The 18,612-nt window shown below is 60.2% G+C and carries 19 protein-coding genes; 6 read left to right on the forward strand and 13 right to left on the reverse strand.

The annotated features are described in order from the left end of the window. Positions 1 to 324 precede the first annotated feature (324 nt). Entirely contained in the window at positions 325 to 540 is a 216-nt protein-coding gene (gene rmf, locus ACP7EW_RS06005) for a ribosome modulation factor (protein ID WP_002553055.1), read from the forward strand. 126 nt (positions 541 to 666) lie between these two features. On the opposite strand, the gene ACP7EW_RS06010 is transcribed toward rmf, so the two are convergent. The 5 genes from ACP7EW_RS06010 to sctC form a co-directional block, all read right to left on the reverse strand. Beyond that, the gene (locus ACP7EW_RS06010; RefSeq protein ID WP_033900535.1) at positions 667 to 1,692 is read right to left on the reverse strand and encodes a quinone-dependent dihydroorotate dehydrogenase; all 1,026 of its coding nucleotides are present in this window, start codon (positions 1,690 to 1,692) and stop codon (positions 667 to 669) included. A gap of 85 nt (positions 1,693 to 1,777) precedes the next feature. After that, on the reverse strand, positions 1,778 to 2,239 hold the full coding sequence (locus ACP7EW_RS06015) for a transglycosylase SLT domain-containing protein (protein WP_038847164.1): 462 nt from the start codon (positions 2,237 to 2,239) through the stop codon (positions 1,778 to 1,780). Next, complete coding sequence (locus tag ACP7EW_RS06020) at positions 2,232 to 2,627, reverse strand: winged helix-turn-helix domain-containing protein (protein WP_269131663.1); 396 nt, start codon at positions 2,625 to 2,627, stop codon at positions 2,232 to 2,234. The genes ACP7EW_RS06015 and ACP7EW_RS06020 overlap by 8 nt, the downstream gene beginning before the upstream one ends. Before the next feature lie 155 nt (positions 2,628 to 2,782). Beyond that, positions 2,783 to 3,007 (reverse strand): FliM/FliN family flagellar motor switch protein, encoded by a 225-nt coding sequence (locus tag ACP7EW_RS06025; protein ID WP_033900531.1) that lies wholly within the window; start codon positions 3,005 to 3,007, stop codon positions 2,783 to 2,785. 15 nt (positions 3,008 to 3,022) lie between these two features. Further along, entirely contained in the window at positions 3,023 to 4,450 is a 1,428-nt protein-coding gene (gene sctC, locus ACP7EW_RS06030; protein ID WP_426215929.1) for a type III secretion system outer membrane ring subunit SctC, read from the reverse strand. A 272-nt stretch (positions 4,451 to 4,722) separates the two neighbouring features. Here sctC and ACP7EW_RS06035 point away from each other — a divergent pair, with 272 nt between their 5' ends. From ACP7EW_RS06035 to cobA, 5 genes are all read left to right on the forward strand, one after another. Next, entirely contained in the window at positions 4,723 to 5,949 is a 1,227-nt protein-coding gene (locus ACP7EW_RS06035) for a CmpA/NrtA family ABC transporter substrate-binding protein (RefSeq protein ID WP_426215931.1), read from the forward strand. A gap of 13 nt (positions 5,950 to 5,962) precedes the next feature. Then, positions 5,963 to 6,538 (forward strand): ANTAR domain-containing response regulator, encoded by a 576-nt coding sequence (locus ACP7EW_RS06040; RefSeq protein WP_010208501.1) that lies wholly within the window; start codon positions 5,963 to 5,965, stop codon positions 6,536 to 6,538. A 157-nt stretch (positions 6,539 to 6,695) separates the two neighbouring features. Further along, positions 6,696 to 7,907 carry a nitrate/nitrite transporter gene (locus ACP7EW_RS06045; RefSeq protein ID WP_016979267.1) on the forward strand — a complete coding sequence of 404 codons (1,212 nt, stop codon included), beginning with the start codon at positions 6,696 to 6,698 and terminating at the stop codon, positions 7,905 to 7,907. After that, the gene (locus ACP7EW_RS06050; protein ID WP_426216399.1) at positions 7,907 to 9,577 is read left to right on the forward strand and encodes a protein kinase domain-containing protein; all 1,671 of its coding nucleotides are present in this window, start codon (positions 7,907 to 7,909) and stop codon (positions 9,575 to 9,577) included. The genes ACP7EW_RS06045 and ACP7EW_RS06050 overlap by 1 nt, the downstream gene beginning before the upstream one ends. A 26-nt stretch (positions 9,578 to 9,603) precedes the next feature. Then, positions 9,604 to 10,347: a uroporphyrinogen-III C-methyltransferase gene (gene cobA, locus ACP7EW_RS06055; RefSeq protein ID WP_426215933.1), complete on the forward strand. Its 744-nt coding sequence runs from the start codon at positions 9,604 to 9,606 to the stop codon at positions 10,345 to 10,347. A 60-nt stretch (positions 10,348 to 10,407) separates the two neighbouring features. Here cobA and ACP7EW_RS06060 read toward each other — a convergent pair whose 3' ends face one another. From ACP7EW_RS06060 to ppsA, 8 genes are all read right to left on the reverse strand, one after another. Then, positions 10,408 to 11,388 carry an OmpA family protein gene (locus tag ACP7EW_RS06060; RefSeq protein WP_015885346.1) on the reverse strand — a complete coding sequence of 327 codons (981 nt, stop codon included), beginning with the start codon at positions 11,386 to 11,388 and terminating at the stop codon, positions 10,408 to 10,410. Positions 11,389 to 11,495: 107 nt separating this feature from the next. After that, positions 11,496 to 12,086: an RNA polymerase sigma factor SigX gene (sigX, locus tag ACP7EW_RS06065; protein ID WP_010208495.1), complete on the reverse strand. Its 591-nt coding sequence runs from the start codon at positions 12,084 to 12,086 to the stop codon at positions 11,496 to 11,498. An 87-nt stretch (positions 12,087 to 12,173) separates the two neighbouring features. Beyond that, a complete protein-coding gene (locus ACP7EW_RS06070) occupies positions 12,174 to 12,998 on the reverse strand; it encodes a mechanosensitive ion channel family protein (protein WP_003175519.1) in 825 nt (274 codons plus the stop codon). Between the two features lie 2 nt (positions 12,999 to 13,000). Further along, the gene (locus tag ACP7EW_RS06075; RefSeq protein WP_005790375.1) at positions 13,001 to 13,246 is read right to left on the reverse strand and encodes a hypothetical protein; all 246 of its coding nucleotides are present in this window, start codon (positions 13,244 to 13,246) and stop codon (positions 13,001 to 13,003) included. 86 nt (positions 13,247 to 13,332) lie between these two features. Then, positions 13,333 to 14,328: a zinc transporter ZntB gene (locus tag ACP7EW_RS06080; RefSeq protein ID WP_426215936.1), complete on the reverse strand. Its 996-nt coding sequence runs from the start codon at positions 14,326 to 14,328 to the stop codon at positions 13,333 to 13,335. A 13-nt stretch (positions 14,329 to 14,341) separates the two neighbouring features. Next, on the reverse strand, positions 14,342 to 14,833 hold the full coding sequence (gene rraA, locus ACP7EW_RS06085; RefSeq protein ID WP_028617513.1) for a ribonuclease E activity regulator RraA: 492 nt from the start codon (positions 14,831 to 14,833) through the stop codon (positions 14,342 to 14,344). A gap of 188 nt (positions 14,834 to 15,021) precedes the next feature. Continuing rightward, positions 15,022 to 16,011, reverse strand: coding sequence for an alpha/beta fold hydrolase (locus tag ACP7EW_RS06090; protein ID WP_269131669.1), 990 nt, complete (start codon positions 16,009 to 16,011; stop codon positions 15,022 to 15,024). A 106-nt stretch (positions 16,012 to 16,117) separates the two neighbouring features. Continuing rightward, the gene (gene ppsA, locus ACP7EW_RS06095) at positions 16,118 to 18,493 is read right to left on the reverse strand and encodes a phosphoenolpyruvate synthase (RefSeq protein ID WP_028617515.1); all 2,376 of its coding nucleotides are present in this window, start codon (positions 18,491 to 18,493) and stop codon (positions 16,118 to 16,120) included. Positions 18,494 to 18,612: the final 119 nt, after the last annotated feature.

The following is an 18,612-nucleotide window of genomic DNA, read 5'->3' on the forward strand; positions in this document are numbered from 1 at the left end:
GACTGCAACGGGCGGACATTCTCACTAAAGGATTAAACCCATCCTCTATGCAGGGTGCATCATAGCTGGCTTTACCCCACAAATGGGGCGAAAAGCCATCCCAGCTTATGGCTATAGCATCGTTATCGTTACGTGCTTATGACAAAACGATCATTGAATCCATGTGACCTATTGGTTAGAACTCAACACAGGTTGGCGCCGTAACGACGCCGACACATAGGCTCGCCACGCCGGCAGCGAGCCCACCAACGGCAGAAAAACTCTGCCCGGCCCCAAGCGGGGCCGAAGGATATCAAGACAGTCAACAAGTGAGGGAAACACCCTATGAGAAGACTTAAGCGTGATCCGTTGGAAAGAGCATTTTTACGCGGATATCAATATGGCGTTCATGGCAAATCCCGTGAGCTTTGCCCATTTACTCTACCGTCGGTACGCCAAGCCTGGATCAACGGCTGGCGAGAAGGACGCGGCGACAACTGGGACGGTATGACTGGCACTGCGGGAATCCACAGACTCAACGAACTTCACGCCGTCGGCTAATCAAGGGCAACTAATTCCGACATCACCACCGATGAAGATTTAACGACTTAACCACGCACGCCCCATCCGGGCGGCGGGCTTCGGCCCAGGGGGCTCCTTGATGGAGCCCTTTTTAATGGGCGCAGTTCAGGCTTTAGGCAGTGCTGCGATAGCGTCCACCGACTGGCGGATCAGCGCCGGGCCCTTGTAGATAAAGCCGGAGTACAACTGCACCAGGCTGGCACCTGCGGCGATCTTCTCCGCTGCGTGCTTGCCTTCGGTGATGCCACCTGCGGCGATGATCGGCAAACGCCCAGCCAGTTCGGCGGCCAGCACTTTGACGATATGAGTGCTCTGCTCACGTACTGGAGCACCGGACAGACCGCCCGCCTCATCACCATGGGCCAGGCCTTCGACACCGACGCGGCTGAGAGTGGTGTTGGTCGCGATCACCGCGTCCATGCCCGCGTCCACCAGGGCCTGGGCAACCAGTACCGTTTCTTCGTCACTCATGTCCGGGGCAATCTTGATCGCCAGCGGCACGCGCTTGCCATGGCGCACGGCCAGGTCTTCCTGGCGCTGGCGCAGGGCTTCCAGCAGTTGCTTGAGGGAGTCACCGAACTGCAGGCTGCGCAGGCCCGGTGTATTAGGCGAACTGACGTTGACCGTGACATAGCTGGCGTGGGCGTAGACCTTGTCCAGGCAGATCAGGTAATCGTCAACGGCACGCTCGACCGGCGTATCGAAGTTCTTGCCGATATTGATACCGAGAATGCCCTTGTACTTCGCCGCCTGAACCCGCGACAGCAGATGATCAACGCCCAGATTGTTGAAGCCCATGCGGTTGATGATCGCCTCGGCTTCCGGCAGGCGGAAGATGCGCGGCTTGGGGTTGCCCGGCTGTGGACGTGGGGTGACGGTGCCGATTTCGACAAAACCGAAACCCAACTGCGCAAAGCCATCGATGGCCGCACCGTTTTTATCCAGGCCAGCCGCCAGGCCGACCGGGTTGGGAAAATCGAGCCCCATGACCGAGACCGGCATTTTTGCCGGAGCCTTGCATACCAGGCCATTGAGCCCCAGGCGGCCACCGGCACCGATCAGGTCCAGGGACAGATCGTGGGAAGTTTCCGGGGAAAGTTTGAACAACAGCTGGCGGGCCAGGGTATACATGGGCGGGCTAGACTCGGAGGCGGCGAAAGGTGACGGCGATTATAGCCGGGGTGACAGGTAAGGCGCGAGGCGTGAACCCCAATCGTCAGTAACGATGCGCGACCAACTGCTCGTAATACGCCCAGATTTTCTGCGCATACTGCAGGCGCAATGCCTCACGCTCGGGCCCGGCGCCTGTCCCCACATTGTACGAACCCACTGCCGTCCAGTTGTACCCAAAGCGCTGGATGAACTCGGCCAGGATCGAAGCCCCCACCTCAACCGACAAACACGGCTCGTTGATCAAGCGATCCTCGGTGATGCCCTGCTTGAGCAAGCGTGGCAGATGAATGCTGTTGATCTGCATCAGGCCGATGTCCCGGGTGCCATTACGGTTGGCATGATTCATCGCTTGCGCGCGATTACCCGACTCCACGACGGCGATCGCCTGCAACAACTCCGGCTCGATATTGTAGTGACTGGCAGCCTCCTCCCAGCAGTAGGCCAACGCTTGATGACTGACCATCAGCGCACCCAGCACCCAGCCCTTGCTCCAGAACCTAGCCACGCTTCAACAAACCCTGGCTGACGTGCCCGCAGGCGGCACACACCTGTTGCGCACGCCCCGACACTGCGCGCACCGGACAGGTAAACCGATATCCCCGGCCGTAGATCGTCTTGATAAACCCCTTGTCGGCACCGAGGTACTTGCGCAGCGAGTAGATGCAGCGTGTCAACGACTCCTCGGCAACCTCTCCCTGCGGCCAGCCCAGTTCCAGCAAGCGATCCTTGGTCATCAAGGCACCGTCAGACACCAACAACAGCCGCAACACCTGGCACTCCTTGGGCGGTAATTGGACATCCGAACCCTCACCGGTCAGGCGGCCGTGGTGATGCAGGGTCCAACGTGCGAACACCAGGGAAGTCGCTGTCCCTCCATCATCCCTGACGGCCATGCGTACCTCGGCATCCGACTGCTGACATTGAAGCCCTCATTTCAATCACTGACCCATGCACCCATGTCACGACTATAAAAACCTGGCTCACGACTCACACTAGGAAAAAACCCATACATCCAGCGGCTTTTGAAAACGTGCTGTAAGACGTTTCGCTACCCCTCTTCCACAGGCAGCCACGCTTGATACACCTCATGCAACTCAACCCCCAGTCGGTCCTCCAACTGCACCAGCTCGCCCAAGGCCAGCAGTTGCCCGTTCACCCGGACTTCCACGCTGTGGATGATCTCCGGTGCCAACGGCAGCACCTTTCCGGGTGCAAAGGCCGCCAGCCGCCTGCGGCTGATCAGTTGTTCCTGCAGAAGAATTTCCAGATGCATGGGTTAACACCTTGTTTACGGTGAGACATCGCGCTGCGGTCGCACAAACGCACGCTGGACACGCTCGTACTGCGCCGTAGTCAGGGGCGGTGGCCCGCCCGCCTCTTCCTGCCCCTTCAATTCACTACCCACCGCCCTGGCCTGGATCACAAACAGGCGCACTTGGGCTGCACGACCTGCCGCTCGCCCTTCTGATTCCCGTCGAAACGCCCCCAACCACAAGCGTCTGCCCTGAGGCACTCGGACCACGCTGTTGATGCCGATCTGCCCCACCGCCGCATTTTTTTCACGCTGCCCCGGCTCACTCATCTGGCGCCCTTCGTCCACCTCTAGGCGCATCTCAATCTGGTTGCCCTCGCCAAAACGCGGCAGCACGCTGACCTGGGTGCCATAACGCATCGGTTTCCAGTCAGCGCGATCATCTCCGCGGGGCGGCAGATAAAACGTGTGATTGTCCTGAAACACCGCCGGCACATTCTCCTGGGTGAGGATCACCGGCAACGTCACCACCTTCGCCCGTCGACGGCGCTCCAATGCACCCACCTTCGCCATAAGCTGGCTATCGTCCAGGGGAGCCAAGACGCGCGTGGTCGACGCCTTCGGTTGCTCGTCCGAATCCAGGCCCAACTTCTTCAATTCATCACGCTCAACATCCACCAGCCACAGCGAAACCTCGATCGCTCGCTTGGGCACGTCGAGTTCCGCCACCAGTTTCTGGATGAAACTCACCTGGGCCGGCTTGCCCTTGATCAACAGGCTGTTGCTGTCCGGGTAAGCGATCACGCCCAGGCTCTTGTCCGAGAGCAAGCCCTTTTGCTCGCTGTCCAACAAGGTCTCGATCATCGACGCCATCCCCGGCACGGTGACCGGGTTGTCGCGCGTGCCGTACTGTCGATCCACTACATCAGTGTTGAGCACCTGGACGACGGCAAAAGACTGAGCGCCCACCCGCAATTCCGCCCGTTGCCGGTCCATCAGCTGAGCCAGACGCAGCACCTGGTCGATGTAATTCGGCGGGCCGGAGACAGAAAACGTGCGTGCTCCGCTTTCACGCAACGGATAGCGCGACGCATCGAGGCCGGAGCGCCGCATGAGGTTACGCAGCCTGTCGACGGAGATATGCCGCAAGGTCACCGCAGAGCTCTTGGCTTCACCCGCGTCATAGACATACAACGCTTGCCCGTCGCTGTACCAGATCAACCCTTGCTCAAGTGCAACCGCCTCCAGGGCCTGTTGAGGCGCATCAAAATCCAGTGCTGCGCTGAGGCGTTTGCGTGCAACTTCGCGACTGACAACGATGGGCAACCCAAGTGGCACCGACAGCGCAGTGAACACGGTATGCAGGCTCTCGTCCTGTGCTTGGTAAAGCTCGCCCCAGGCCAGCGCACTGATCAGTAGCAGCACGACAAACAACAGTCGGCGGTATAGCCAGAGGCGAGGCATCGTTGCTGGGACTTCGGCGTACACCGTGGGCTTTCCTGGGGGCTGGCAATGAGAGAGTCGCCATACTGAGAGCCCGCCCGCTTTCAATCTTGATGAAAAGTTGATGACTCTCCAGGCCCAGCCAGCCGTGGCATGTGCCTTGCTATGAACTCTGTATCAGAGCACGCGCCAACGGCGGAGCGAGCTTACGGACAAAGGCGTCGTTACCCGCGTTGGCTTACATCGCCATCTGAGGGAACGACGCTTTTTTTTGAAAGAAAAGGTAGGTGTTGATGAACGATTCGGTTGGCAACAGCCCGATGAACGACCCGCTGGCCTGGGTCAACGGCAGTGATGCCCCGGAAAAGAGCAGCCTCGACCTAGGCTTCATGGCCTTGAGCGACTGCGCCTCGATGGTGGTGGCGGCCACCCAGGGCTTCGCGCAACCCTATGGCTTGACCTTGAACCTCAAGCGCCAATCGTCCTGGGCCAACCTGCGCGACAAACTGGTCAGCGGCGAACTCGACGCCGCCCACAGCCTGTACGGGCTGATCTACGCCGTGCACCTGGGTATCGGCGGCGTCGCACCCACTGACATGGCTGTGCTGATGGGGCTCAACCAGAACGGCCAGAGCATCAACCTGTCCCACGGCTTGCAACAACAGGGGGTGATCACTCCTGAGGCACTGGACCGCCACGTGCACCAAAGCCGAACAAAACTGACCTTCGCCCAGACGTTTCCCACAGGCACCCATGCCATGTGGCTGTATTACTGGCTGGCGAGCCAGGGCATTCACCCCTTGCAGGATGTGGACAGCGTGGTGGTCCCACCGCCGCAAATGGTAGCGCACCTGCAAGCCGGGCGCATCGACGGGTTTTGCGTGGGCGAGCCCTGGTGCGCCAGCGCGGTCAAGCAAAACCAAGGATTTACCCTGGCAACCACCCAGGCGATCTGGCCGGATCATCCGGAAAAGGTACTTGGCTGCACCCAGGCGTTCGTCGACCAGTATCCAAACACGGCACGCGTGCTGGTGAGGGCGATCCTGGAGGCCAGCCGGTTTATCGAAGAAAGCACCGAAAACCGCCGCTCCACCGCGCAACTGCTCAGTGGCCGCGAATACCTTGACGCTCCGCTGGATTGCATCGAACCGCGCCTGTTGGGCGCCTATGACGACGGCCTGGGCAATCAGTGGCAGGATCCCCACGCGCTGCGCTTTTTTGCCGACGGTAAAGTGAACCTGCCCTACCTCTCCGACGGCATGTGGTTCATGACCCAGTTCCGGCGCTGGGGCCTGTTGCGCGAAGACCCCGACTACCTCGACGTCGCGCGCCAGGTGCAACAACTGGCGCTGTATCGCCAGGCCGCCGATGGGCTGGGTATCGCCACAAATGACCAGGACATGCGCAGCAGCCAGCTGATCGACGGCAAAATCTGGGACGGTTCCGACCCCGCCGGCTATGCCCGCAGCTTCCGGTTGCATGCGCTGGCCGATCCGACCCACCGCCAAGCCTTGCGCTGACAGGAGGACCTCCATGCTGCGAATCCTGCTGATCAACGACACGCCGCGTAAAGTCGGCCGACTGAGGACGGCACTGATCGAAGCCGGCTTTGACGTCATCGATGAGTCCGGCCTGACCATTGACCTGCCCGCACGCGTCGAAACGGTGCGCCCGGACGTCATCCTGATCGATACCGAGTCACCGGGCCGCGATGTGATGGAGCAAGTGGTGCTGGTCAGTCGCGACCAACCCCGGCCCATCGTGATGTTCACCGACGAACACGACCCGAACGTGATGCGCCAGGCGATCAAGTCCGGCGTCAGCGCCTACATCGTCGAAGGTATCCAGGCCCAACGCCTGCAGCCGATCCTTGATGTAGCCATGGCCCGCTTCGAAAGCGACCAGGCCTTGCGCGCGCAGCTTCAAGCCCGCGACCAGCAGTTGGCCGAGCGCAAGCGCATCGAGCTGGCCAAGGGCATGCTGATGAAAATGAAAGACTGCAACGAGGAAGAGGCCTACACCCTGATGCGCCGCCAGGCCATGAGCCGCCAGCAGAAGCTGATCCAGGTGGCAGAGCAGATTATCGCCATGAGCGAACTGCTCGGCTGATTTGGCGCAGCTCTTGCTAAGCATTCATCACAGGTAGCCAACGGCGGTTGCCCCTCCCCGACAAAGACGTCGCACACCCGGTTTGCCCTCGCGAACCCGGTGGCGGCGTTTTTTCGTTTTGGCCTTCTTGCAAGACTCCCAACCGTTGAGGTGCGTGATGAAATCAAGCTTCTGGAAATCCGGGCACACCCCGACCCTGTTTGCCGCGTTCCTGTATTTCGACCTGAGCTTCATGGTCTGGTACCTGCTCGGCCCCTTGGCGATACAGATTGCCGCCGACCTGCACCTGACCACTCAGCAGCGTGGCCTGATGGTCGCGACGCCGATCCTCGCCGGTGCGATTCTGCGCTTTTTGATGGGCATGCTGGCAGACAAGCTGTCGCCCAAGACGGCCGGGCTGATTGGTCAGGTGATCGTGATCTGCGCCCTGTTCGGCGCCTGGAAACTCGGAATCCATAGCTACGAACAAGCGCTGTTGCTGGGCGTGTTCCTCGGCATGGCCGGTGCCTCGTTTGCCGTTGCGCTGCCCCTGGCCTCCCAATGGTATCCGGCGGAACACCAGGGCAAAGCCATGGGCATCGCAGGTGCAGGCAACTCCGGCACGGTGTTCGCCGCGTTGCTGGCACCGGTTTTGGCGGCCGCGTTTGGCTGGAGCAACGTGTTCGGTTTCGCGCTGATCCCTCTGGTGCTGACCCTGATTGTCTTTGCCTGGCTGGCGCGCAACGCCCCGGAACGCCCGAAGGCCAAGTCCATGGCCGACTACTTCAAGGCGCTGGGTGACCGGGACAGCTGGTGGTTCATGTTTTTCTACAGCGTGACCTTTGGCGGCTTTATCGGCCTGGCGAGCGCCCTGCCCGGCTATTTCAATGACCAATACGGCCTGAGCCCGGTAACCGCTGGCTACTACACCGCCGCCTGCGTGTTCGGCGGCAGCCTGATGCGCCCACTGGGCGGCGCATTGGCGGACCGTTTCGGCGGGATTCGTACCCTGCTGGGCATGTACAGCGTGGCGGCGATCTGCATCGCGGCGGTGGGATTCAATCTGCCGAGTTCCTACGCAGCGCTGGCGCTTTTCGTCTGCACCATGCTGGGCCTTGGCGCAGGCAATGGCGCGGTGTTCCAACTGGTGCCGCAGCGTTTCCGCCGTGAAATCGGCGTGATGACCGGCCTGATCGGCATGGCCGGCGGTATCGGCGGCTTTGCCCTGGCAGCCGGCATGGGCGCGATCAAGCAAAGCACCGGCAGCTATCAGATGGCGCTATGGTTGTTCGCCAGCCTGGGCGTGCTGGCCTGGTTCGGCCTGCACGGCGTGAAGCGTCGCTGGAGAACCACCTGGGGCTCGGCGGCCGTGACGGCTGCGCGGGTCTGATGAGCCTGCAACTGAGCGTCGCCCAGGCCAGTGCCATTGGCCCACGGGCGGAAAACCAGGACGCGCTGCGGGTGGTCACGCCCGTGGCCGAACTGGCGGCGAGCAAGGGCTACCTGTGCGCCATCGCCGACGGCGTGAGCCAATGCGCCGACGGCGGCCTGGCCGCGCGCTCGACCTTGCAGGCACTGGCCTTGGATTACTACGCCACACCGCAAACCTGGGGCGTGGCCCAGGCCCTGGAGCGTTTGCTGCTGGCACAGAATCGCTGGCTGCAAGCCAATGGCGGTGGTCAGCCGCTGCTGACCACCCTGAGCGCGCTGGTGTTTCGCGGCCAGCGTTTTACCCTGGCGCATGTCGGCGATTGCCGGGCGTATCGTTGGCTCGCCGGCCAATTGCAGCGCATTACCGAGGATCACGTGTGGGAGCAACCGGGCATGCAGCATGTGCTCAAGCGCGCCCTTGGCCTGGATCAGCACTTGGTGGTGGATTTTCTCGACGGTCAGTTGCGTGAAGGCGAATGTTTCCTGCTGCTCAGTGATGGTGTGTGGGCCACCCTGGGCGATCAGAGTATTCAGGCAATTCTGCGCGAACAGACGGACATGCAATTGGCCGTCAACACCCTGGTGACTGCCGCGCACCTGGCCGGCAGCCAGGACAATGCCAGCGCGCTGCTCATCCGGATCGACACCCTCGGCGCCGCCACCCTCGGTGATGCGCTGGTGCAGTTGCAGCAATGGCCACTGCCACCGCCGTTGAAAGCCGGGCAGCATTTTGAAGGCTGGCAGGTTGAAAGCGTGTTGGCACAAAGCCGGCAGTCACTGCTTTACCGGGTGCGCGATGCCCAGCAGCAACCCTGGCTGCTGAAAACCCTGCCGCTGAGCCGCGACGATGAGCATGATGCCGGCCAGGCCTTGCTGTCGGAGGAATGGTTTCTGCGGCGGGTTGCGGGACGGGCGTTTCCTGAAGTGCATGCCGGCAGCGGGCGCCAGCATTTGTACTATGTGATGCGTGAATACTCCGGCCAGACCTTGGCCGAACTGTTCCTGCATCAAGGCCCCTTGCCCTTGGCACAATGGCAGTCGATTGCCGAGCGTTTGCTGCGCGCTGTGGGCATGCTGCATCGACGGCAGATTCTGCATCGCGATATCAAGCCAGAAAACCTGCTGCTCGGGGACGACGGCGAATTGCGGGTGCTGGATTTCGGCCTGGCGTATTGCCCAGGCCTGTCGGAAGACAGCGACCATGCGTTACCGGGCACGCCTAGTTTTATTGCACCTGAAGCCTTCAATGGCGACCGTCCTACGGCCCAACAGGATTTATACAGCGTTGGCGTAACCTTGTATTACCTGCTGACCGGACATTACCCCTACGGCGAAATCGAGGCTTTCCAACGGCCACGGTTCACTCAACCTGTCAGCGCCAGCCGCTACCGCCCGGACCTGCCGGATTGGCTGCCCCTCAGCCTGGAGCGGGCCGTGGCGGCCCAACCCGCCCATCGCTATGAGACCGCCGAAGAGTGGTTGCGCGTGCTGGAACAGGCTGACCGCCAGGAACTTAGCATCCGCCCCAAGCCATTACTGGAGCGTGAACCCTTGAAGTTCTGGCGCACCCTGGCGCTGCTCTCGCTGCTGATCAATCTGGTGCTGCTGTACTCACTCTTTCACCGCTGACGTCATCCCTGGACGAGGAACACCTTATGAATGCAAAAGTCTGGCTGGTAGGCGCGGGTCCGGGTGACCCGGAGCTGTTGACCCTCAAGGGGGTACGCGCCCTGCGTGAGGCCGATGTGGTGCTGATCGATGACTTGGTCAACCCGGCCGTGCTGGAACATTGCGTTGAAGCGCGGGTGATTACCGTGGGTAAACGCGGTGGCTGCCGGTCGACCCCGCAGGATTTCATCCACCGCCTGATGCTACGTTATGCGCGCCAAGGCAAGTGTGTGGTGCGCCTCAAAGGCGGAGACCCGTGCATTTTCGGGCGCGGTGGTGAGGAGGCGATGTGGCTGCGTGAACGGGGTGTCGAGGTGGAGTTGGTCAACGGCATTACCGCAGGGCTGGCAGGCGCGACGAATTGCGCGGTGCCGTTGACCTTGCGCGGGGTGAGTCGCGGCGTGACGCTGGTTACGGCGCATACCCAGGACGACAGCAGCCTGAATTGGCGTGCGCTGGCAGAAGGCGGGACCACTCTGGTGGTGTACATGGGCGTAGCGAAGCTGGAGGAAATCCGCCAGCAACTGCTGGACGGCGGGATGGCGGCGGATATGCCGGTGGCGATGATCGAGAATGCATCGCTGCCACAGCAGAGGGAATGTCGCAGCGAGCTGTGGCGTCTGTACGAAGATGCGCAGGCATTCGCCTTGAAGAGCCCGGCTATCCTGGTGATCGGCCGTGTTGCAGCCCCAGGCCAGGTCGCTAGACTCGCCCAAGTCGCCAGCGCATGAGGCAAATTGCAGGCGAAAAAAAGCCCGGCCTAAGCCGGGCTTTTTTCTACCACTCAGTAATTACTGAGCTTGAGCTTCAACCGACGCTTCTACGCGACGGTTAACAGCACGACCAGCTTCAGTTGCGTTGTCAGCAACTGGGCGGGATTCGCCGTAACCTACTGCGGTGATACGGCTAGGAGCAACGCCGTCTTTAACCAGGACTTGCTTAACAGCGTCAGCACGACGCTGGGACAGCTTCTGGTTGTAAGCGTCTGGACCTACGGAGTCAGTGTGACCAGCAACTTCTACGTTGGTAGCTGGGTACTGAGCCATGAAGTCGGCCAGGTTTTTCACGTCGCCGTAGCTGTTAGGCTTAACAACCGACTTGTCGAAGTCGAACTTAACGTCCAGCTCAACACGTACAACCTGAGCAACTGGAGCTTCTGGCTCTGGAGTTGGCTCTGGAGCTGGTGCTGGGGTAGGAGCTGGAGCAGCTGCGCCAGCGTTACCGCCGAAGTTCACGCCCAGGCCGACCAGTGCGGAGTAGTCCCACTTGCCGTTGTCCAGACCGTAGTCAGCTTCAACACCGGCACGAGCGTACAGGTTGTTGGTGAAGTAGTACTTCACGCCAGTACCAACGGTAGCGAAGGTAGTCTGGTCGCGACCGCTGTGGCCGTCAGCTTGAACGTTGGTACGGCTCTGGTGGCCGAAACCGCCTTCTACGTATGGACGCAGGCTGTCTACGCCAGCTTGACCGAAGTGATACTGGGCAACCAGGCTGCCGGTATCGCCTTTGATCTTCTGGTTACCAGTACCGTCGTTCGAACGGGTGTGGTTGGTTTTGTCGTAGGACAGGTTCAAGGACAGGTCGTCGGTCAGGAAGTAACCGATGCGAGCGCCAGGATTGAAGCCGTCTTCGATGTGCTTGACGCTATCGTTGTACTGCTTCTTGTAGAACAGCTCGCCTTCAACTGCGCCTTGGCCTTGTGCCAGAACGCCGAAAGAAGTAGCGGCAATAAGAGAACCAATGGCCAAGCCCAAGGTGTTTTTCAGTTTCATCCGTTAAATCCCCATCTGGTGATTGTAAAGCAGTCCCACAAACCGGGGGACAACTCGGCGACAAGTCTAACAGAACTTGCCTACACGTAAGAGATATTTGCCACGCACTAAGTTTCAGTCTCGCCCGCAAATTTCTCACGTAATTTATCAAGAGCACGTTTGTAACGCATTTTTGTAGCACTCAAACCCATGTGCATGATGTCAGCGATTTCCTGAAATTCCAGCTCTGCGACAAATCGTAGCACCAGAATTTCCCGGTCAATCGGGTTCACATACACCAACCAGCGATCAAGTCCGCCCTTCTCCTCGGGTGCCGGCGCCTTCTCTTCAGACGCCTCCTCGAGGGGGTCCAGACTCAACGCGTCCATCAAGCGACGCTTTCGCCGTTCCTTACGATACTGCGTGATGCACTCGTTGTACGTGATGCTGTATAGCCATGTCTTGAACTTCGATTTGCCCTCGAAGTTCTTCAGGCCGTACAGCACCTTGAGCATCACTTCCTGACAGACATCATCCGCATCTCTATCGTTCCCTAAATACCTTGAACAAACGTTGAACAGAGTGCGTTGATATCTGCGCATCAATTCTTCGTACGCGCGAGTTACGTGAAACAGCTCCGTGTGCGAGCGCGCGACCAACTCCTCATCAGAGAGCTCACGGGGGTCATAGCGCGTGGACAGCGTTTGGGCTTTATTCAAAACAAGTCGTGCCGACAGTCAGGTCAATGTCCGCCACAGCCCGGTCAGCCGGGTTTGCGGCGGCGTACATTAGCAGGGTTTGCCGGATTAGCGGCTACTGACCTGCTGCTCCAAGAGAATCCGATTGGACAACGACACCAGGTCGCCGTCATCGGTCAGCACCGTCGTCTTGACTGTGCCGATCTCCTCGATTTGCCCTTCGACCTCGCCCACACGCACCTGTTGCCCAACCTGATACAACTCACGCACATAGATTCCCGCAAGAATCTGACCGGCAATTTCCCGGCTTCCCAAGCCCATGGCCAGCGCAACGGCCAGACCAACGGTAATCAAAACGATCACAATCACGTGGTTGAGCAGGTCAGTCTTGACCTCCAACTGGCTGATCGCGACCGAAATACTGATAATAATGACCAAGCCCTGAGCGATCCGCCCCAGGCCCGCAGCATAGTCCAGCCCCACGCCTTCGGCGGCACCGCGCACCAGCCCATTGGCCAGTTGCGCCAGCAAAACGCCTACCAGCAGCACCAGCGCGCCGCCGAAAACCTTCGGCAAATACAGCGCCAGCATGTCGAGCGTAGCTGAAACTCGCTCAAGTCCAAGGGATTGAGCCGCAGAAACCAGAAAAATCAGCAAAACAAACCAATAGACGATTTTGCCGATCAAGGTAGAGATCGGCACTTGCAGCCCGGCGCGCCCCAGCAGCTTGGTCAGGCCAGTGCCGGCCATCAGGCGATCCAGGCCCAGTTTCGCGAGCAATTTGGACAGCAGGGTGTCGAGCAGCTTGGCCACGACAAAGCCCAGCAGTACCAGCACCAAGGCACCAAACAGGTTGGGAATGAAATTCGCCACCTTGGTCCACAATGCGGTCATCGCGGTGACCAGGCTCTGGGTCCAGAGATCAAGTTCCATATTCAATCAGCCTTATCAGCAGTGCGAGCAAGAGGTTTACGACGGGAAACCGGCGATACGTGGGCCGAACCGTTGTTCAGGGCCATCATCAACGCCGGCAGCCAGCGGCCGAGCAGACCGAACAGGTCACCCGCACCCACCTGGCGGTTGGCAGTTTTCAACACGCGGCCCAGGCAGGCATCGTCGTCGCGGTTGGACGGCGAGGCATTGAGCATGTCACGCAAAGACTGTTCGAACGGATCGTGCATAAAGACCTCTCGCAAGTGATTTAAAAGACGAGGGTAAAATTCTTGGGGTCACATAGGACCCTTCCTACGTTCAGGTCATATTCAGCTCAAACCCAGCGCAATCGTCGAAAAAGCCACCATTGTCCGAGTGCCACCGAGACCATCAACAGGCACGCCACCATGAATCCATAGGGGCTGGCGGAGAACGGAATACCGCCCACATTGATCCCCAGCAGACCGGTGAGAAAACTCATCGGCAGGAAGATCCCGGTGATGATCCCGAAGCGGTACATGGTACGGTTCATGCGCACGCTCAAACGCCGGTCTTCGGCCTCCAGCACAAGCCCCACGCGCTCCCGGGTCAATTCGAGTTCTTCCAGGTAGCGGGTCAGGCTGTTGTTCAATTCGTTCCAGTAGTCGGCATCGTCATCACAGAACCACGGCAATTTGATCCGTGTGAGCTGGGCAAAAATATCCCGCTGCGGAGCGAGGAATCGCTTCAGCCCGGCCGCTCGTCGGCGGATCTGCAAAATGCCGCCGTGTTCCGGGGTATACCGTTCGTCGGTATCGAGTTTTTCTTCCTCGGCATCGACGATTTCAGACAGGTCGGAGACCAGATCCTGCACTTTATGGGTCAGGTACTGCGCCATATAAAGGATGAGTTCCGACGCGGTTTTCGGCCCTTTGCCGTCCGCCAACTGCACCAACAGCTCGTCAGTGGCGCGCAAGGGGCGCAGGCGCAAGGAAATCACACGGCTGGCAGCCGCAAAGATGCGCACCGAGACCATGTCTTCCGGCTCCGCACCGGGGTTCAGGTTGACCCCGCGCAGGAACAGCAGCAATTCCGAGTCCGGCAGCGGCAACAGGCGCGGACGGGTGTTTTCTTCCAACAACAGGTCACAGGCAAACTCGCTCAAGCCGCTGGATTTGCGCAGCCAAGTCTGGGTTTGCGGGTGGCTGCGATCCCAATGCAGCCACAGGCTCTCCTGGGGCTGCAGTTGCAAGTCGTCGAGTTCAGTCCGGGCAATCGAACGCGCACCGCCTTTACCGTCCAGCACCAGGGCATGCACCAGGCCCCATTGCGCGTTTTCTTCCTCGAACATCCTTGCTCCTGTCTTATTCGGGCATTTTCAGCGGGCTGGGGGAAACGATCACGCCATTGTTATCGGCATAGATGTATTCACCCGGACGAAAGGTCACACCCGCGAAAGTAACGACCACGTTCAGGTCGCCAATACCGCGTTTATCAGTCTTCATCGGATGGCTGGCCAAGGCCTGTACACCCAGATCGGTCTGGGCAATGACGTCGACATCACGGATGCAACCGTAGATCACCAGCCCTTCCCAACCGTTTTTTGCCGCTTTCTCGGCGATCATGTCGCCCAGCAGCGCGCGACGCAGGGAGCCGCCACCGTCGACCACCAGCACCTTGCCGGCACCCGGCTGATCGGCTTGTTCCTTGACCAGGGAGTTATCTTCGAAGCATTTGACGGTGACGATCTCGCCGCCGAAGGAATCCCGGCCGCCGAAGTTGCTGAACATCGGTTCGAGCACCTGCACCAGGTCCGGGTAGGCGTCGCACAGATCGGGGGTCACGTAATGGTTCATTGAAAAATTCCTTTCCGTCAAAGAGGTGTCTTTCGAAAGAAGCGCCAGCCAGGGCAGGTGCGAAACATCCCATCCGTCTCGCCGCAACGCAATAGCCACTGCGCGACTGAATATGACCAGAAGCGTTTAACGCGTCATATCTTAGCCGCAACCACACACGAGCGAAACGCCCTTGGCAGAGCCTTGCCTCAAACCGTGGCCAACACCTCGGCCTGCGCGCCTGGCAAGGGTGTGAGCGGATCTTTCAGCCACTGCATGACCAACGGCCACACTTCGGCCTGGGCGGCTTTGCTCACCAGCATCTCCACATGCCCGAAATCCCCGGTAAAGCCTTGCTGACGGCCCAGGCACAGGTACTGACGGTGCTCCGAGCCGATTTGCTCGAACAGCTTGCGGCAGGCCCAGTCGGGGTCCTGATGATCCCCGGCCGCGCTGACGGCCAACAGCGGCACATCGACTTCAGCCAGGCCTTTCCACCAATCGTTCTTGCCCTCGCCGAAGCGGCCAAACAGGCCATTCCAGCGCATGGCTTCGATCATCACGCCCGCCGGTTCGTCCTCGGGGCCACGCTTCAGGCGCGAGCCGGACACTTCGCCAAAACGCTTCAACAGCAGGCGCCCGGTCCATTCCACGGGTGGCAGTTTCAACGGCCAGTGGGTGCGACTGACCTGGCAGCCAAACAGCGCCACCGACGCCACGGCCGGCGCACCCAGGTGCTGCCCACCCAGGGCCGCCGCCAAGCTGGTGCCGCCGAGAGAATGGCCGATCCAGTGGGGAATCTGTCCGCTTTGCTCACGCACGAACGCGCCGATGGCCGGCAAATCATAACGCGCATAGTCCGCGACGCGGTTGCGGGCGTAGTCATGATTGCGCTTGGACAGGCCATGGCCGCGCATTTCCGGGATCCAGACATCAAACCCCTCTCGCGCCAGATAAGCACCCAACCCGATGCCTTTTGGCGAATACCAGAAGCGTCGGTTGGAAAAACTGCCATGCAACAAAATAACCGGGATGCCCCGGTTTTCCGGGACATCGGCCAGGCCCAAACGGGTAACCGCCAGCTCGACAGTGCCGTCGGGGCTGTTACCGGGTTTTAGGCGATACACGTCTTCACTCAGGTCGCCACGACGTTCAGCGCTGATCAGGGCGACGGGAAACAGGTTGCTGCTGCTTTGCATAATGCTCTTGCACAAAAAAGGGCGGCGTCCGCGAGGATTCCCGCCCTGTACAGATAAGAATGCCGGTCACCCATGATGGGTGACCGGCACTTTTGACGTGACGATCTTAGGCGGACGCTTGGCCTTCCGCCAGGAAGAACCAGGTTTCCAGCACGGAATCGGGGTTCAGCGAGACGCTTTCGATGCCCTGTTCCATCAGCCATTTGGCCAGGTCCGGGTGGTCGGAAGGGCCTTGGCCGCAGATACCGATGTACTTGCCGGCCTTGTTACAGGCCTGGATGGCGTTGGCCAGCAGCTTCTTGACCGCAGGATTCCGCTCGTCGAACAGGTGCGCGATGATCCCGGAGTCACGGTCCAGGCCCAGGGTCAGCTGGGTCAGGTCGTTGGAGCCGATGGAGAAACCGTCGAAGAACTCCAGGAATTCTTCGGCCAGGATGGCGTTGGACGGCAGTTCGCACATCATGATCACGCGCAGGCCGTTCTCACCACGGGACAGGCCGTTCTCAGCCAGCAAGTCCACCACCTGGCTCGCTTCGCCCAGGGTGCGCACGAACGGCACCATGATCTCGACGTTGGTCAGGCCCATCTCGTTGCGCACGCGCTTGAGGGCGCGGCATTCAAGCTCGAAGCAGTCACGGAACGCTTCACTGATGTAGCGCGAGGCGCCACGGAAGCCCAGCATCGGGTTTTCTTCTTCCGGCTCGTAGAGCTTGCCGCCGATCAGGTTGGCGTATTCGTTGGACTTGAAGTCCGACAGGCGCACGATGACCTTTTTCGGGTAGAACGCCGCCGCCAGGGTACTGATGCCTTCCACCAGCTTCTCGACGTAGAAGCCCACCGGGTCGTTGTAGCCGGCGATGCGCTTGTCGACACTTTCCTTGATGTCCAGCGGCAGGCCGTCGTAGTTCAACAGGGCCTTGGGGTGCACGCCGATCATGCGGTTGATGATGAACTCCAGGCGGGCCAGACCCACACCGGCGTTCGGCAATTGCGCGAAGTCAAAAGCGCGGTCCGGGTTACCGACGTTCATCATGATCTTGAACGGCAGGTCCGGCATGGCGTCGATGGAGTTCTGCTTGATATCGAAGCCCAGCTCGCCTTCAAAGATGAAACCGGTGTCGCCTTCGGCGCAGGAAACAGTCACGCCTTGGCCGTCTTTCAACAGCTGGGTCGCGTTGCCGCAGCCCACGACCGCAGGAATCCCCAGTTCACGGGCGATGATCGCCGCGTGGCAGGTACGCCCGCCACGGTTGGTGACAATGGCGCTGGCGCGTTTCATCACCGGTTCCCAGTCCGGGTCGGTCATGTCGGAGACCAGTACATCGCCTGGCTGGACTTTGTCCATTTCGGACACGTCTTTGATGATCCGCACCTTGCCGGCGCCGATGCGCTGGCCGATGGCACGGCCTTCCACCAGCACGGTGCCGGTTTCTTTGAGCAGGTAGCGTTCCATGACATTGGCCGACGTGCGGCTTTTCACGGTTTCCGGACGGGCCTGCACGATGTACAGCTTGCCGTCGTCACCGTCCTTGGCCCACTCGATGTCCATCGGGCACTTGTAGTGCTTTTCGATGATCATCGCTTGCTTGGCCAGTTCGCTGACTTCAGCGTCGGTCAGGCAGAAGCGCGCGCGTTCGGCCTTGTCGACTTCAACGGTTTTCACCGAGCGACCGGCCTTCGCCTCGTCGCCATAGATCATTTTGATAGCCTTGCTGCCCAGGTTGCGGCGCAGAATGGCCGGGCGGCCGGCTTCAAGAGTGTGCTTGTGTACGTAGAATTCGTCAGGGTTGACCGCGCCTTGTACGACGGTTTCGCCCAGGCCGTAGGCGCCGGTGATAAACACCACGTCACGGAAGCCCGATTCGGTATCGAGGGTGAACATCACGCCGGCAGTGCCGGTTTCCGAACGCACCATGCGCTGCACACCGGCAGACAGGGCTACCAGCTTGTGGTCGAAACCTTGGTGCACACGGTAGGAAATGGCGCGGTCGTTGAACAGCGAGGCGAACACTTCCTTGGCCGCGCGGATCACGTTTTCCACGCCGCGGATGTTCAGGAAGGTCTCTTGCTGGCCGGCGAAAGAGGCGTCCGGCAAGTCTTCAGCGGTGGCCGAGGAGCGCACGGCCACGGCGACGTCCGGGTTACCGGCCGACAGCGCGGCAAAGGCGGTGCGGATTTCTTCGTTGAGCTTCTCGGGGAACTCGGCTTCCATGATCCATTGGCGGATCTGGGCACCGGTCTTGGCCAGGGCATTGACGTCGTCGACGTCCAGGGCGTCCAGCGCGGCGTGGATCTGAGCGTTGAGGCCGCTCAGTTCGAGGAAATCGCGGTAAGCCTGGGCCGTGGTGGCGAAACCACCGGGCACCGAGACACCAGCGCCTGCAAGATTACTGATCATCTCGCCGAGGGATGCGTTCTTGCCCCCCACGTGCTCTACATCATGGACGCCGAGCTTATCGAGGGAAACTACGTACTCTACCAAGGTGATCTCTCCACTAACTGTGTTGGAAAAGCTCAGGACGCCGGCTGCTCAGTAGGAGCAATCGCCAGCGCTTGTGGCCTGGACCTGGAAAATAAGTGAGAATGCGGCCCACTGCGGGA

This window comes from Pseudomonas sp. DWRC2-2 (assembly GCF_049897885.1).
Classification (GTDB): Bacteria; Pseudomonadota; Gammaproteobacteria; order Pseudomonadales; family Pseudomonadaceae; genus Aquipseudomonas; species Aquipseudomonas azotoformans_A.